The organism is Caballeronia novacaledonica (assembly GCF_900258035.1).
Lineage (GTDB): Bacteria > Pseudomonadota > Gammaproteobacteria > Burkholderiales > Burkholderiaceae > Caballeronia > Caballeronia novacaledonica.
The window spans coordinates 27,250-42,753 of the sequence record NZ_OGTP01000015.1 but is presented as its reverse complement, the minus strand read 5'-3'; the positions used below and the strand labels follow the sequence as shown (position 1 = coordinate 42,753).

Annotated in this window: 15 protein-coding genes; 4 read left to right on the top strand and 11 right to left on the bottom strand. The window is 64.3% G+C overall.

The genetic code is table 11. The features are described 5' to 3' along the window. Window positions 1-6: 6 nt before the first annotated feature. Window positions 7-780 carry an MBL fold metallo-hydrolase gene (locus NOV72_RS20365; RefSeq protein ID WP_106856390.1) on the top strand — a complete coding sequence of 258 codons (774 nt, stop codon included), beginning with the start codon at window positions 7-9 and terminating at the stop codon, window positions 778-780. 106 nt (window positions 781-886) lie between these two features. Here NOV72_RS20365 and NOV72_RS32805 read toward each other — a convergent pair whose 3' ends face one another. Next, a complete protein-coding gene (locus NOV72_RS32805) occupies window positions 887-1,141 on the bottom strand; it encodes a hypothetical protein (RefSeq protein ID WP_106856389.1) in 255 nt (84 codons plus the stop codon). Window positions 1,142-1,409: 268 nt separating this feature from the next. Beyond that, window positions 1,410-2,648, bottom strand: coding sequence for a cupin domain-containing protein (locus NOV72_RS20350; RefSeq protein ID WP_106856388.1), 1,239 nt, complete (start codon window positions 2,646-2,648; stop codon window positions 1,410-1,412). Between the two features lie 33 nt (window positions 2,649-2,681). Here NOV72_RS20350 and NOV72_RS20345 point away from each other — a divergent pair, with 33 nt between their 5' ends. Continuing rightward, complete coding sequence (locus tag NOV72_RS20345; RefSeq protein ID WP_106856387.1) at window positions 2,682-3,233, top strand: FKBP-type peptidyl-prolyl cis-trans isomerase; 552 nt, start codon at window positions 2,682-2,684, stop codon at window positions 3,231-3,233. A gap of 48 nt (window positions 3,234-3,281) precedes the next feature. On the opposite strand, the gene NOV72_RS20340 is transcribed toward NOV72_RS20345, so the two are convergent. From NOV72_RS20340 to NOV72_RS20320, 5 genes are all read right to left on the bottom strand, one after another. Beyond that, window positions 3,282-4,580, bottom strand: coding sequence for a hypothetical protein (locus tag NOV72_RS20340; protein WP_181291126.1), 1,299 nt, complete (start codon window positions 4,578-4,580; stop codon window positions 3,282-3,284). Beyond that, window positions 4,543-7,251, bottom strand: a complete 2,709-nt coding sequence (mutS, locus tag NOV72_RS20335; RefSeq protein ID WP_106856385.1) for a DNA mismatch repair protein MutS — start codon at window positions 7,249-7,251, stop codon at window positions 4,543-4,545. The genes NOV72_RS20340 and mutS overlap by 38 nt, the downstream gene beginning before the upstream one ends. 252 nt (window positions 7,252-7,503) lie before the next feature. Then, complete coding sequence (locus tag NOV72_RS20330; RefSeq protein WP_106856384.1) at window positions 7,504-7,872, bottom strand: ElaB/YgaM/YqjD family protein; 369 nt, start codon at window positions 7,870-7,872, stop codon at window positions 7,504-7,506. Between the two features lie 154 nt (window positions 7,873-8,026). Then, window positions 8,027-9,325 carry a lysophospholipid transporter LplT gene (gene lplT / locus NOV72_RS20325; protein WP_106856383.1) on the bottom strand — a complete coding sequence of 433 codons (1,299 nt, stop codon included), beginning with the start codon at window positions 9,323-9,325 and terminating at the stop codon, window positions 8,027-8,029. 179 nt (window positions 9,326-9,504) lie between these two features. Then, window positions 9,505-10,308 (bottom strand): inositol monophosphatase family protein, encoded by an 804-nt coding sequence (locus tag NOV72_RS20320; protein ID WP_106856498.1) that lies wholly within the window; start codon window positions 10,306-10,308, stop codon window positions 9,505-9,507. 250 nt (window positions 10,309-10,558) lie between these two features. Between NOV72_RS20320 and NOV72_RS20315 the strand changes: the two genes are divergently transcribed. Both NOV72_RS20315 and cysE read left to right on the top strand, forming a co-directional pair. Then, entirely contained in the window at window positions 10,559-11,329 is a 771-nt protein-coding gene (locus NOV72_RS20315; protein ID WP_106856382.1) for an RNA methyltransferase, read from the top strand. 162 nt (window positions 11,330-11,491) lie between these two features. Then, a complete protein-coding gene (gene cysE, locus NOV72_RS20310) occupies window positions 11,492-12,286 on the top strand; it encodes a serine O-acetyltransferase (RefSeq protein ID WP_106856381.1) in 795 nt (264 codons plus the stop codon). On the opposite strand, the gene NOV72_RS20305 is transcribed toward cysE, so the two are convergent. The 4 genes from NOV72_RS20305 to NOV72_RS20290 form a co-directional block, all read right to left on the bottom strand. Then, window positions 12,283-13,083, bottom strand: coding sequence for a UDP-2,3-diacylglucosamine diphosphatase (locus NOV72_RS20305; RefSeq protein WP_106856380.1), 801 nt, complete (start codon window positions 13,081-13,083; stop codon window positions 12,283-12,285). The genes cysE and NOV72_RS20305 overlap by 4 nt on opposite strands. Window positions 13,084-13,096: 13 nt before the next feature. Continuing rightward, window positions 13,097-13,588: a peptidylprolyl isomerase gene (locus NOV72_RS20300; protein WP_106856497.1), complete on the bottom strand. Its 492-nt coding sequence runs from the start codon at window positions 13,586-13,588 to the stop codon at window positions 13,097-13,099. A 63-nt stretch (window positions 13,589-13,651) separates the two neighbouring features. Continuing rightward, a complete protein-coding gene (locus NOV72_RS20295) occupies window positions 13,652-14,233 on the bottom strand; it encodes a peptidylprolyl isomerase (protein WP_106856379.1) in 582 nt (193 codons plus the stop codon). 51 nt (window positions 14,234-14,284) lie between these two features. Then, window positions 14,285-14,986 (bottom strand): tetratricopeptide repeat protein, encoded by a 702-nt coding sequence (locus NOV72_RS20290; protein WP_425428742.1) that lies wholly within the window; start codon window positions 14,984-14,986, stop codon window positions 14,285-14,287. Window positions 14,987-15,504 lie beyond the last annotated feature (518 nt).

Here is a 15,504-nt window from a genome sequence, read left to right as displayed (position 1 = left end):
GACATCGTGAGATTCGCCAGTCTCGGCAGCGGCAGCGAGGGCAATGCATTGCTCGTCGAGGCATCGAGCGGCACGACCACGACGCGCGTGCTGCTCGATTGCGGATTCTCCGGCAAGGAAGTCGAGCGCCGTCTCGCGCGCCTGAACTGCCGCGCTGAGGATCTGGACGCCATCGTCATCACGCACGAGCATACGGACCATATCGGCAGCGCGCTGACGCTCGCCCGCCGATGGTCCATTCCGCTGCACATGAGCTGGGGCACGGCACGCGCCATCGGCGCCGATGAAGCCAACGTCGAATTGAACGTGCTGTGGGGCGATGAAAGCGTCGCCATCGGCGACCTGAACGTGATGCCGTACACCGTGCCTCACGACGCCCGCGAGCCCCTGCAATACGTCTTCTCCGACGGCGCCTGCCGTCTCGGCGTGCTGACGGATGTCGGCGCGTCCACGCCGCATATCACGACCGTGCTGAGCGGCTGTGACGCGCTCGTGCTCGAATCCAATCACGATGTCGAAATGCTCGCCGCAAGCCGTTATCCGCCTTCGCTGAAGGCGCGTATCGGCGGAACGCATGGGCATTTGAACAACGAAGCGGCGGCGGCGATTCTCGCGTCGCTCGACCGTTCCAGGCTGCGTCATCTGGTGGCTGCGCATCTTAGCCAGCAAAACAATCTGCCGCATCTCGCGCAGGCTGCGCTTGCGGCCGTGCTGGGCGCGTCCGCGGTGGATGTGGTGGTGGCGACTCAGGCGGAAGGCTTCGACTGGCTCTCGCTCTAAAAACGCACGAAAGAATCCCGAATGCAGATACAAAAAAACCGGCCCAAGAGCCGGTTTTTTCGTTCGCAGGACCGCATCGAGCGGCCTGCGTCGTAGCGCCAAAGCCTTACTGGCTTGCGCCCGATGCCGGAGCAGCAGCCGAAGCGGCAGCGTCCGAAGCTGCGCCTGCAGCCGAAGCTGCGTCGCTTGCAGCGGCCGTAGCGCTCGATGCAGCAGCGTTTGCGTCCGAAGCAGCAGCAGCCGGAGCCGAAGCAGCCGACGTATCGCTTGCAGCGCTCGGAGCAGCCGTTTCGCTAGACTTGTTGCATGCAGCCAGAGCAACAGCAGCCAACAGGGATGCTACGAGGAGGGATTTCTTCATGATCACGTCCTTTTATGGTTAAAGGTAAGCAACAGCGAAAAGTACCGGTAATGTGTGCTCCAACACCGACCTGGGCCGCTGTGGAGACTCACAATTCTTTTTTATGTGAGACTTCCTACGGCTTGGCCGGAAATTATAGGCACTTTCGTAACGACCGTCGATAAATCAGGGGACGATACGTTGTCTTTCTCATACAAACCTTCATATTGCGGAACAGCAAAATTCTAGCATCCGCAGCGTGTCAGGAAGTCTCGTAAAGGCAAGCCTGTCAAGGCAAAGCACCCATCCGAAGCCAGCCCGCACAATACCATTCGTGCAGCAGCGCTGTCATCGACGATTCGTCTGTAAGTGTTACAAAGCGTTTCGCCTCCAGACAGCGAGTATCCGCCAATTCAGGAAGCCACTTTTTCAGCTTCGGCGACAACACTTCGGCTTCACCATTTACGAAAAATGACCGAGCGTCATAGAGCAAAATAGTCTTCCTATCTAGCCTCACGCCCGTTTTTTTCGCTCGCTCCACAAATTTTTGCTCATTCAACGCGCGCTCGGGCGAATCGAATACGACGTTCGCTTTCGGCTCGCTCAAATACGTGCCGAGAAACGCCGAGATATCTTTTTCATTCCAGTTGACGTTCGCAAGGATCGCGCCAACACGGTCGATGAGCAATGAAGGCAGCGCCGCCGGGCTCGACACGGGCTCCTGCGCCGGATCGCGATAACGCGCGTTTCCTTTGGCGCCATCGGGCGCGTCGCCCATGCGCTCGGCGAGGTGATAGAGGAACTGTGCCGTGAACTCGTGCGCGGAGGGCGCGCGAAAGCCGATCGATGCGGTCATGCATTCGCCTTCCGCGATGCCGTCGTGCGCGATATGCGGCGGCAGATAAAGCATGTCTCCAGGCTCCAGCACCCATTCTTCGCTGGGCTCGAATTGCTGTAAAACTTTCAACGGCAGTCCGGGTTTTAGCGAAAGATCGCGCTGCGCGCCGATACGCCAGCGCCGCTTGCCGTGAACCTGGAGCAGAAAGACGTCATAGGAGTCGAAGTGCGGCCCGACACCGCCGCCATCGGTTGCGTACGAGATCATCAGGTCGTCGAGACGCGCGTCCGGAATGAAGCGAAAGCGGCTCATCAGCGCATGCGCGCGATCGTCGTGCAGATTCGCGCCCTGCACGAGCAGCGTCCACTCGCGTTTCTTCGTCGAGGGCAATTCGTCGGGCGCGAACGGGCCGTGCTCCAGATTCCACGTATTGCGAAAATGTGTGATCAGACGCGACTCGACGTCGTCGAGATCGGCGAGTTCGAACAACTCGTCGCGCGCGAGCGGAGGCGCGATATCGGGAATCGCCTGCCGTATGAGCAGCGGTTTTTTCTGCCAGTAACGCCGCATGAACTGTCGCGGCGTACGGTTGCCCAACAGAGGTGTGGATTCGTCCGGCAAAGGCGCGCGGGCATGCGCGGGAAGGCCGGAAACCGGGGATGGTGTTGCTTCAGGGGGCCGCTTGGGCATCGTATAATCGAGGCTTGTATCTTGGAGGATCCAATGAAAATTGCGAAAGACACTGTCGTTTCGGTCGCTTACAAGCTATCGGATGCGCAAGGCAATCTGATCGAGGAGAGCGACGAGCCGATGGTCTATCTGCACGGCGGCTATGATGGCACGTTCCCCAAGATCGAGGAAGCGCTTGACGGCCGCGAGGCGGGCTATGAAACGCTCATCCAGCTCGAACCGCAGGATGCGTTCGGCGAGTACGATCCCGAACTCGTGAAGATCGAAGAGCGCAGCCGTTTTCCGGAGCCGCTGGAAGTCGGCATGCAGTTCGAAGGCACGCCCGAAGATGGCGATGACGACATCGATTCGCTCATCTACACCGTCACCGACGTCGCCGAAGACAAAGTCGTGCTCGACGGCAATCATCCGCTCGCGGGCATGGCGCTGCGTTTCGCGTTGTCCGTGCAGGAAGTGCGCACGGCGACGGACGACGAGATCCAGCATCAGCACGCGCATGGCGCGGACGGACTGCACGTCGTCGACGAAGATGAAGACGACGATGACGAAGAACCGCGCAAGGATGCCGGTCCGACGCTGCACTGAACGCGTCGGTAAATGCATAAAGAAGGCGCAGCTTCGGCTGCGCTTTTTTTATTGCACGCCCGATGCGGGCACCGGATAGATCGGCGGCAAGGACTGCGGCGGCGTGAGGATCGGCGGCAGGTCGGAGGCGGGCAAGGGCATCGAAGGCGGCGGGGGCAGCGACTCCGGCAGATCGTTGCGGGGCAGCGCGGGCGGCGTCGATGCCGGCGCCGTGAGCGCGGGATACGGCGCATAAGGCTCGCTCGATTGCGCGGGCGCTTCGGACGCCGGCGCGTTCGATTCCCGCGTGCGGGTTTCCTTCACATCGCGCACGCGCAGCCGAAACGGCGGATGCCATTGTGCATCGCTTTGCACTTCTAGCCACTGCGATTGCGGCTTCTTGAACGCGATCGCCACGCGCGTGAGATTCGTGACGATCAGGGCCTTGTCGTTGCGCAAGGGTTGATCGATATGAAAGCCGTTCGGCTCGGGCGCGTCGGTGCCGTGAATCACGATGACCGGCCCGCGAAAAATCTCCGCCGCCTTCACCAGACTGCGCTTCAGTTCGAGAAAACCGTCACGCGGCTGATTCGAGCGCGAAAATTGCAGCCATGCGAAGCGTTCGCGTCGCTCGTAGCGCGAGAAGTCAGGATCGGCCTGAAGCAGGATGACGAGCGCGCGCATCTCGGAGCGGCGCGCCGATTCCGCCGCATGTTCGAGCCAGAAGCTGGTTGCGACCGCGCGATCTTCGAACTCGCCGTTGCGTCCACCGGCGGTCAGATAGTGATTGTTCGGGCTCGGCGCATTCAGCCCGATGAACGCGATGCCCTGCGACTGCCAGCGCACGATTTCGCGGAACGTGCGAAAGCGCGCGACGTCGCTTTCGCGCGACAGTGTGAGCGGGCTTTGTCCGAGCGAACTGGCATCGGCGAAGAAAAGCTGACGCACGAAATCGAGCCGTTCGACCGGATCGTAGGCGCCCGCATGCGCGGAGCCGCAATCGGCCCAGTCGTGCTGGCCGAGCAGCATCACGAGCGGCGTGCGCGACGCGTCCAGCAGATCGTGACGCGACTGATAGATGCTGTCGCGGCACGGCTCGGCCGCGCCCTTGAGATTGCCGTCGTAGACGATGAACGCGACGCTGCTGTCGCGCCCGATCGCATCGAGCATGCGCCGCACCGGCGCTTCGTCGGCGGGGCGGGTGAGGGCGTCGGAGATCACGGCGAAGCCGAGCGGCGCGTTTCCCTCGGCACGAGCGGGCGCGACCGCGCCGCACATGAGCGCGGCCGCGATCGTCACGGCGCTCGTCAGGCGCGCGGCGACTGCACGCTCAACGCGATGCATCCGGCGGACGATTCGCCAGTTCATGCAGTTCGTAGAGCAGATCGAGCGCTTCGCGCGGACGCAGATCGTTCGGATCGAGCGCGCGCAGCTTGTCCATCACCGGATGTTCCGGCGCTTCGGCCGTTTCCTGAATCTCATGCGGCGGATCGTCTTCATCGGGCGTGTACGGCTGACTCGCGAACAGATCGAACTGCGCGGCCGGCTGGCTGACCGACTGCTGCTCCAGATGCACGAGATGTTTGCGTGCCGCGCGGATCACCGCGGCCGGCACGCCCGCGAGTTGCGCGACCTGCAGACCGTAGCTCTGATTGGCCGGACCTTCGCTCACCGCGTGCAGAAACACGATGCCATGATCGTGCTCGACCGCCGAAAGATGCACGTTCGCCGCCTGCGCGAACTCGGCGGGCAATTGCGTGAGTTCGAAATAATGTGTCGCGAAGAGCGTGTAGCAGCCGTTGTGCGTGAGCAGATGCCGCGCGATTGCCCACGCGAGCGCGAGGCCGTCGAAGGTCGAGGTGCCGCGCCCGATCTCGTCCATCAAGACGAGGCTCGACGCGCTCGCGTCGTTGAGAATCGCCGCCGCTTCGGTCATCTCGACCATGAAGGTCGAGCGTCCGCCCGCGAGATCGTCGGCGGCGCCGATGCGCGTGAAAATGCGGTCGAGCGCGCCGAAACGCGCGCGTTTCGCGGGCACGTAACTGCCGACGTGCGCCATCAGCGCGATCAGCGCGGTCTGACGCATGAAGGTCGATTTACCGCCCATGTTCGGGCCGGTGATGAGCAGCAGCTTGCGGTCCTGGCTCAGACAGCAATCGTTGGCGATGAACTGCTCGACCTGCGCCTCGACGACCGGGTGCCGTCCCTGTTCGATATCGATGCCCGCCTCGGCGGTGAATTCCGGCGCGACCCAGTCGAGCGCGCGGGCGCGTTCGGCGAAGGCGCACAGGAGATCCAGTTCCGCGAGCGCGCTCGCGACGCGCTGGCAATCCGCGATGAAAGGCAGCAGATTCTGCAGCAGCGCGTCGTACAGCGCGCGTTCGCGGGCGAGGGCGCGTTCCTGCGCGGACAGCGCCTTGTCCTCGAACGCCTTCAGCTCCGGCGTGATGTAGCGCTCGGCGTTCTTCAGTGTCTGACGGCGGCGGTAGTCGTCCGGAACTTTGTCGGTCTGTCCGCGCGTGACTTCGATATAGAAGCCGTGCACCTTGTTGTATTCGACGCGCAGATTCGCGATGCCCGTGCGCGTGCGCTCGCGCGCTTCGAGATCGATCAGGAATTGATCGCAGTTCTCCGAAATATCGCGCAGTTCGTCGAGATCCGGATCGTAACCGCGCGCGATCACGCCGCCGTCGCGAATCAGCGCGGCGGGCTCGGCCGCGATGGCGTTCGTCAGGAGATCGAGACACTCGTGCGGCGGCTCCAGCGCGGCGGTGATGCGCTCCAGCGCCGACGCATGCGCGGCCACGCTCGCGACGAGCACGCGCAGGTCGGGCAGTGCGGCGAAGGTATCGCGCAGGCTCGACAGATCGCGCGGCCGCGCCGACAGCAACGCGAGCCGGCCCGTGATGCGCTCGATGTCGGAGATCTTGCGCAGCGCGCCGCGCAGGGTGTCGAGGCCGCCGCTCGTGGGCGCGTCGAGCAATGCGCCGATCGCCTGCTGGCGCGCCTGCGCAATCGATGCATCGCGTGGCGGATGATGCAGCCAGTGGCGCAGGAGACGGCTGCCCATCGTCGTGCAGCAGGTGTCGAGCAGCGAGAAAAGCGTGGGCGACTCGGTGCCGCGCAGCGTCTCCGTGAGTTCGAGATTGCGGCGCGTGGCGGGATCGAGCCCGATGTATTCCGATTCGTACTCGACCTTCAGGCTGCGCACGTGGCGCAACTGCTGGCCTTGCGTCGCGGCGGCGTAGAGCAGGAGCGCGCCGGCCGCGCCGCACGCGCAGGTGAGGGTCTGCGCGCCGAAGCCGTCGAGGCTCGCGACATCGAGTTGCTCGCGCAGGCGCTGCGTGCCCGAGCCGACATCGAAGTGCCATGCCGGAACCCGCGTGGTCGCACCAGGATTCGTCACGCCGAGCGACGTCTGCGCATCCGTGATGGAATCCGCGATGAGCGTTTCCGCCGGACGAATGCGCTCGAGCGCCGTGGTCACTTGCCCGGGCGCGACTTCGGCGAGACGCAACGCGCCGCTCGCGAGATTGAGCCACGCGAGCCCGACGCTCGTCACGACACCGCGACGATTGTGCGTGGGGCAGAGCGCCAGCAGATAGACATCGGTTTTGTCGGAGAGCAGGGCCGCGTCGGTCAGCGTGCCCGGCGTGACGACGCGCACGACCTTGCGCTCGACCGGTCCCTTCGATGTCGCCGGGTCACCGATCTGCTCGCAAATCGCAACCGACTCGCCGAGCTTCACCAGCTTCGCGAGATATTGCTCGCACGCGTGATGCGGAACGCCCGCCATCCTGATCGGATTGCCGCCCGACGCGCCGCGCTGCGTAAGCGTGAGATCGAGCAGACGCGCGGCCTTCTCGGCGTCGTCGAAGAAGAGCTCGTAGAAATCGCCCATCCGGTAGAAAACGAGCGTGCCGGGATGCTCGGCCTTGATGCGCAGATACTGCTGCATCATCGGCGTGTGCTGCGACAGGTCCGCGAGCGGCGCGGCGGTGTCGGTGGAGGTGTCGGGGGATGCCGTGTGAGTGCCCATCTTGCGTGCTGTGAAAGCCGGAACGGCCGGACGCGACGTGCGCCGGCCGCCAAATCAGCCGATAGGGCATGAGTTTAACCTGTCACACGATGACGGCGGAGTCGGCCGGGCGGCCAATGGAATGTTGCTGGCGAACCGGGAGCGCGAAGGCGCGCGCGTATCGCGCCCTCACGCCCGTTGCGTGCGCGGGGCACGCCGCCGGAACGCGTGCGATGCCGTTCCGGTGACAGATCTGGACGATGCCCGAGCGCCTCACGCGCGCCCGGCGAGATAACCGACGAGCAATGCGAGACCGGCCACGGCGCCGAGCGTATGCCACGGCCTGTCATGCACGAAGTCGTCAGCGTAACCGGCGGCGTCGTTCAGCCTGCCTCCCAGCGCGCCGCTCGCGCCGTTCATCTGCGAACGCGCGGTCTTGAGCTTCGATTGCAATTCCTTGCGCAGCTTGTCCGCGTCGATGTCCTTCGCGTTCTGGATCGAGCTTTCCAGATCGTCGAGCAGACTGCGCAACTGGCCGCTGGCCGAATCGACCGCGTCACTCGCACCGCGCACCGCGCGCTGGCCGAGATCGGCTGCGCCATTGATTTTGCTGTCGAGCGTCGAACGTGTGAACAATCCCATTTCCTTGCTCCTTTATTGACGTTGCCGAGAAATGAATGCCGCCGGGTCCGCCTTCGCGGTTGCCGTGGCGACTTCGCCCCGCCGCCCGCGTTCCTCCCTTCTCCTCGTCCGCCGGCGCCGGGGTATGAACCCAGAATACACCGTTGAGCAAGGTTCATTCCTCGACGAGCGCAACGAGATCCGTTTCACGTTCGTTTTGCGTGTGGCGGCGCATCGCGAGCGCCATCATCAGGCACACGAAAAGACCGAACACGACGATGATCCACTGCACCGGAACCTTGATCGTCAGAAGCAGCGCATAGGCGCCGAGCATGGCGAGCACGGCGAGATTCTGGTTGAAGTTCTGCACCGCGATGGAATGCCCGGCGGAGAGCAGCGTCGCGCCGCGATGCTGCAGGATCGCGTTCATCGGCACGATGAAAAAGCCGGACAAGCCGCCTAGGGCGATCATCAGCGGATACGCCATCAGAATGTACGACGGCGCGAACAGCGGGCCGATATGCACGCCCGAACCCGCCGGAAACAGATCCTTGTTGTAGAACGCCATCGCGACCGATACCGCGCCGATGAGCACGCCCACCGGCAGCACCTTGAGCGACCGGCGCAACACGATCCACGCGGACGCCGCCGCCGCGCCGAGCGCGATGCCCACGCCCGTCACGCCCTGCAGGACGGCGGCCTTCGAGAGCGACAGGCCGAGGTTCGCGTCGGCCCATTTGAGCACGAGCAATTGCAGCGTGACGGCCGCGCCCCACAGCAGCGTCGTGACCCAGAGCGCGATCTGCGCGAGCTTGTCCTTCCACAACACCTTGAAGCAATGCGAGAAATCGTGGACGAGCTTCGTCGGCTCGGTCAAAAGATTCGGATAGCGCGCGCCGGTGTCCGGAATGAACACGTTGATGACGGCCGCCGACGCATAGATCACCATCACGGCGAACAGCGCGGCGTGCGCGGCGCTGCTCACGAGCGGCAGATGCGCGTGCGCGACCCAGCCCGCGACGACCTGGCTCACGAGCGCGCCGCCGATGACGGTGCCGAGAATCGTCGAGCCGACGGTCGCGGATTCGAGCCACGCGTTCGCCGCGATCAGCTTCTGCGGCGGCAGGAGTTCGGTGAGAATGCCGTACTTCGCGGGCGAATAAGCGGCCGCGCCGAGACCGACGACGCCATAAGCGATCATCGGATGCACGCCCGCGATCATCATCGCGCAGCCGGCCGCCTTGAGCGCGTTCGAGACGAACATGACGCGGCGTTTCTGGATGGCGTCGGCGAATGCGCCCACGAATGGTGCGAGCACCACGTACGAAATCGTGAAGAAGATTTGCAGAAGCGGCGTGACCCACGGCGCCGAATGCACGACGGCGAGCATGGCGATCGCGGCGATCAGCAGCGCATTGTCGGCGAGCGACGAAACGAACTGCGCGGCGATGATCGTGTAGAAGCCTTTCTTCATGAGCTGGCGTGACGTGTGGCGCGGCGCAAGACGAGGGACGAGCGCGCATTGCCCTTGCGGACGCGAGGGCAAAGTTGGCACTGTAACGGAGCCCCGCATTCGTTGCAGAGCAGGCGGCGCGCCCGGGGCGCGGGAGAAGGGAAAACGACGGAGCGCAGGGCGCGCCCCGTCGATGGGGCTTATTCGCCGGTCAGACGCGTGCGCGAGTACGGGTCGAGAATCTTGATCATCTGCGCGTACACCTTCGGATTGGCGGCGACGATCTCGTTCTTGAACAGGAAATCCGATTCGCCGGTGTAGTTGCCGACGAGCCCGCCCGCTTCGGTCACGAGCAGGCTGCCCGCCGCCACGTCCCACGGATGAATGCCCTGTTCGAAGAAACCGTCGAGACGGCCGGCCGCGACGTTCGCGAGATCGAGCGCGGCGGCGCCCGGACGGCGCAAGCCCGCGCACGACAGCGTCATTTCGCTGAAGAGGCGCATGTAGCCGTTGAGACCCTGGCCGTCGCGGAACGGAAAGCCCGTGCCGATGAGCGCATCCGACAGACGATCCAGCTTGCCGACGCGGATGCGCCGTTCGTTCAGATACGCGCCGCGGCCGCGCGATGCGGTGAAGAGATCGTTGCGCGTCGGATCGTAGATGACCGCCTGCTGCACGATGCCTTTGTGCGCGAGCGCGATCGATACGCAGTAGTACGGGAAGCCGTGGATGAAGTTGGTGGTGCCGTCGAGCGGATCGATGATCCACTGAAACTCCGACTCGCGATCCGTTTCGCCGGATTCTTCGGCGAGGATGGAGTGGTCGGGATAGGCGGTGTGCAGCGTCTCGATGATGGCGGCTTCGGACGCCTTGTCGACTTCCGTCACGAAGTCGTTGTGCTGTTTCTTGCTGACCTGGACGCGGTCCAGGTCGAGCGACGCGCGATTGATGATCTGTCCGGCGCGGCGTGCGGCCTTGACAGCGATGTTGAGCATCGGATGCATGAGCGAAATCCTCTGACCGCCGGCGCGCTCATAATGAAATGAATGCGCGGACGGAAAAATTGGCGACAACGACTATGTCGACGAAAGACGAATTGAATAAGAGCGGTGCGTCAGCGCGAAGGTTCGACTGGATGAAAAACCGTTCGCGACGCGCGAACGCGCCATTTTACCCGAAAGTGGCCGTGCGTTTTCGCGGCTTCGGCAAAGCGCGTTAACATATCGGGTTCGAACATTCAGCACACATCGCGCCTTGGAACCCAACGAACTTTCCGCGCCGGGAGGCGGCTTCACCTCCACGCGCTTCATCCTCGTCGAGCCGAGTCATCCCGGCAATGTCGGCGCGGCCGCGCGCGCGTTGAAGACCATGGGCTTCGCGCGCCTCGTGCTCGTCGCGCCGCGCATTCCCGATGTCAAGAACGAGCCCGAAGCGATCGCGATGGCCTCCGGCGCCGACGACGTCCTCGCATCCGCGCACGTCGTCGATACGCTCGCCGATGCGCTCGTGGGCGTGCGCTGGTCGGTCGCGCTCACGGCGCGCATGCGCGAATACGGTCCGCCGCAGATGCCGCCGCGCGCGCTCGCCGGACGCGCGCACGAATTCGTGCGTCACGGCGACATCGCGCTCGTGTTCGGCAACGAGCGCACGGGGCTGTCGAACGCGGATGTCGAGCGCTGCAGCGCGCTCGCGCACATTCCCGCCAATCCCGCGTACAGCTCGCTCAATCTCGCGCAGGCCGTCCAGGTGCTCGCCTACGAACTGCGGCTCGCGTTTCAGGCGCCCGCGAATCCGCTCGCCGTCGTCGAATCGGCGGGGCAGAGCGCGTCGAGCGATGAAATCGAAGGCATGTACGCGCATCTCGAAGACGCGCTCGTCGCGCTCGATTTCCTCGATCCGGCCAATCCGAAAAAGCTGATGTCGCGCATGCGGCGGCTTTTCGCGCGCGCGGGGCTGGAGCACGAAGAGGTGAATATCCTCCGCGGAATGGCGAAGCACATTCTGCTGCACGCGAAGAAAGACTAGAACGCGCGTGCTCTCGTTCGCCGGCGGCAGCGACCGCGCTGCCGTCGTGGGCATCGAGCGAACTCTCCGTGCTCGTCCTACAATCGGCGAAAAACGGCGACAGCCGATATAAGCTTTGCGCGTTCCGTGCAAAGCGCTCGTTCCCCCTTGAGAGACATCGCCATGTTCGACCGACTTCGCGAAGACATCGCCGCCATCCGCGAGCGCGATCCCGCCGCCCGCAGCGCCTGGGAAGTCGTCACGTGCTATCCCGGGCTGCACGCGATCGTCCTGCATCGCTTCGCGCATGCGTGCTGGCGCGGGCAATCGCGCTGGCTTGCGCGGTTCGTGTCGCAGATCGCGCGCTTTCTCACGGGCATCGAGATTCATCCGGGCGCGACGCTCGGGCGGCGCGTGTTCATCGATCACGGCATGGGCGTGGTGATCGGCGAGACGGCGGAAATCGGCGACGACTGCACGATCTATCAGGGCGTGACGCTCGGCGGAACGTCGCTCACGCGCGGCGCGAAGCGCCATCCGACGCTCGGGCGCGGCGTGGTCGTCGGAGCGGGCGCGAAGGTGCTCGGCGGCTTCACCGTCGGCGAAGATGCGAAGATCGGCTCGAACGCGGTGGTCGTGAAGCCGGTGCCGGCGGGCGGCACGGCGGTGGGCAATCCGGCGCGCATCGTGATGCCGGCGGTGTCGAAACCGAAGGAAACGAAGCAGGAAGGGTTCTGCGCCTACGGCATCACGCCGAACGCGGACGATCCGGTGTCGCTCGCGATCCACGGGCTGATCGATCACGCGTCGACGCAGACGCAGCGCATCGACGACATCGTCGCGGCGCTGGAGCGGCTCGGGGCGCGCGTGGAAGCGCTCAATGCCGCCGACGGCGCCGCGCTCGTCGATCTCAAGCGCCTGTGCACCTCGATGGACGGCAAAGTGACGGAAGAGCGCGCCGCGCCGCTCGAACGTTAGAGCGGCAGCGCGCGCACGCCTTCGCCGTCGAGGCGCAGATAGCCGCCGCGCGGCGTGTTCGCGTCGAGTTCCCAGTCGGGCAGAACCCAGCGCACGCCTTCGACTTCGCGATGCATCGCCGGACGATGCGTGTGGCCGTGAATCAGCGTACTCGTGCGGCTGCTCATGAAAAGCCGCGAGACCGCGCGCCTCGTGACATCGTATTTCGCGTCGACGCCGGTCACGCGCGCGCCTTCGCTTTTCGTGCGCATGCGCTGGCCTATGCCGAGGCGCGTGTCGAGCGGCAACGCCAGAAAGAGCCGCTGCGCGAACCTGTTGCGCGCGAATTTGCGAAAGCCCTGATAGCCGCGATCCGCCGTGCACAGGCCGTCGCCGTGGGCGAGCACGACGCGCTTGCCGAACGCGGTGATCACGAACGGGTCGGGCAGGGGCAGCGCGCCCGCATCTTTCATGAAACGCTTGCCCAGCAGGAAATCGCGATTGCCGTGCATCACGTACAGCCCGATGCCGCGTTCCGAGAGCGTGTGCATGACGCGTGTCATGCGGCGCGCGAAGCCGGCGCGCGGGTCGGCGGCGGGACCGTCGAGGATGTCGTCGCCGATCCAGAACTCGAAAAGGTCACCGAGTATGAATACGGAGTCGGCGTCGTTCGCCGTGACCTCGATGAAATGCTCGAAGGCGGCGACCGTTTTCGGAATCGCTTCCGAGAGATGCAGATCGGCAATGAAAAACAGCGGGCGCGCGTTGTTCGCTGCACCCGCTGCTTCGCGATCGACTGAAGTCTTCGTATCGATCATGCAATGACCGTGATCAGACCACGACGGCCTTCTCGATCACCACGTCGTCGACCGGCACATCCTGATGGAAGCCCTTCGAGCCGGTCTTGACCTTCTTGATCTTCTCGACCACATCCATGCCTTCGACGACACGGCCGAACACGGTATAGCCCCAGCCTTGCGGCGTCGGCGACGAGTGGTTCAGGAAGTCGTTGTCCTTCACGTTGATGAAGAACTGCGCGGTCGCCGAATGCGGGTCGTTCGTGCGCGCCATCGCGATCGTGCCGGTGTCGTTCGTGAGGCCGTTGTTGGCTTCGTTGTTGACCGGCGCATCGGTCGGCTTCTGGTTCATGCCCGGCTCGAAACCGCCGCCCTGAATCATGAAGCCGTCGATCACGCGATGGAACACGGTGTTGTCGTAATGACCCTTCTTCACGTAGTTGAGGAAGTTCTCGACGGACTTCGGCGCTTTTTCGGCGTCCAGTTCCAGCTTGATGACGCCGTGGTTCGTATGTAGTTCGACCATGATGATGCTCTCCGGTGTGTTGATGAGCGGGCGCATGCGATGCGCCCGCGCGCTTGTTCGACGTTACTGCGAGACCACGGTGGCCGACTCGATCACGGTCGGCTTTTGCGGCACGTCCTGCATCGGGCCGCGCGTGGTGGTCGGGCTGCCTTCGATCTTCTTCACGACGTCCATGCCCGCGACGACCTTGCCGAACACGGCATAGCCGTTGCCGTCCGGGCTCGGATAGTCGAGACCCGCATTATCGACCGTATTGATGAAGAACTGCGCGGTGGCCGAGTTCGGGTCGCTGGTGCGCGCCATCGCGAGCGTGCCCGTGACGTTCTTCAGACCGTTCTTGCTTTCGAGCGGAATCGGCGCGCGCGTCGGCTTCTCGGCGAAGCTCGTGCTGAAGCCGCCGCCCTGGATCATGAAGCCCGGAATCACGCGATGAAAGATCGTGCCGCTGTACTGACCGGACTTCACGTAGTCGAGAAAGTTCGCGACGGTCTTCGGCGCCTTCTCGGGATACAGCTCGACCTTGATGTCGCCTTGCGTGGTCTTGAAGAGCACGTTGGGGTGCGCGGCCTGCGCATTCGGCTGGGCGAACGCCGGCGCGCTCGCAATCAGGGCAGCGCTCGAAAGCGCCAACATCAGGAATTTCATGAAGGATCGATCCTCGTTGGGTGAATGCGAATAGTCAGCGGCGAAGGGCGCTTACGGCTGCGTTTTCGGCGCGACATAGGGCGTGGTCGGCAGCGGGCCGGTCGGGCCGCCGAACGGCGAGTATTCGTCGGGCGAAGGCATGGCCGGCGACACGGCGCCGGACGCGGGCGCCCATTCGTCGGCGGCCGGGTGCGGCGCGATGGCCGCGCCCGTTGCCGATGCGCCCTCGGCCGCGGCCGCGCGCTTCTTCGGGGGCGTGTAGATGTTCTGGATCGCCGCGATGCGCTGGCCCGTGAGCGGGCTCTTCGAGCCGAGCGATTGCGCGCGCTTGTACGACTCGCTCGCGAGACGAAGATAAAGATCGCCCAGGTTGTCGTAGGCGAGCGCGTAGCCGGGATTCGCCTTGACCGCCGTTTCGAGCGCGGCGCGCGCGTCTTCGTAGCGGCCTTTCTTCGCGTAGAGCGCGGCCAGGTTGTTGTACGGCTCGGGCAGTTCGGGATAGGCCTGCGTGAGCTCGGTGAACGCGGCGATGGCGTCGTCGTCGCGGTTCAGGCGCGCGAGCACGGTGGCGCGCTTGAACTTCGCCTGCACGTCGCGCGGATTGCTCGCGATGCGCGCATCGAGTTGCTTGAGCGCGGCGTTCCAGTCTTTGTTCGCGATGGCCGAATCGACTTGCGGCGTGTCGTCGCGCGTGGCGCTCGAGGTTTGCGCGAGCGCGCCTGCGGACATGCCGACGCATGCGGCGAAAGCGATTGTGGCGATGCCGAGCGTCCGCGAAGCGAACCGGCAAGAGAGTTGCAGAGACGTGCGCGCTTTGCGATGAGTCACTTGGAATCGATTCAATGAATGATGCAGCGAAAGAAGCCACGAAAGCGGCGAAAGAGACCGCGAGCGCGTGGAGGCGTGAACGATCGCGAGGACGAAGGAGCGAGCAGAATTGCCCAATGCGGCACAGTGTCCGGCAAGGCTTTCAGCCGGGCCCGGAGCGCGGCTTGCAAAGCCCGGAGCGCGGCCGCTTCGACATTTCATAGGCTCAAGTCCCGGTGTTATACTCCGACCCATTCTAACAAAAGGTCTGCACGTCCCGCGCACGTGTCTTGCGCCTGGTTCTCCGGGCACGCATGCCGCATTGACGCCAGACAGTCTTTCGCCACTCGTGGCCGCTTCCGTCCTGGTCGCATGACCGTCGTGTTCGTGCTCGCGTGTGGGTCTCGTTTGCTCCCTCGCGCATCGATCACGCCGCCTGCTGCCCGGCACACGGTTGACTCAGG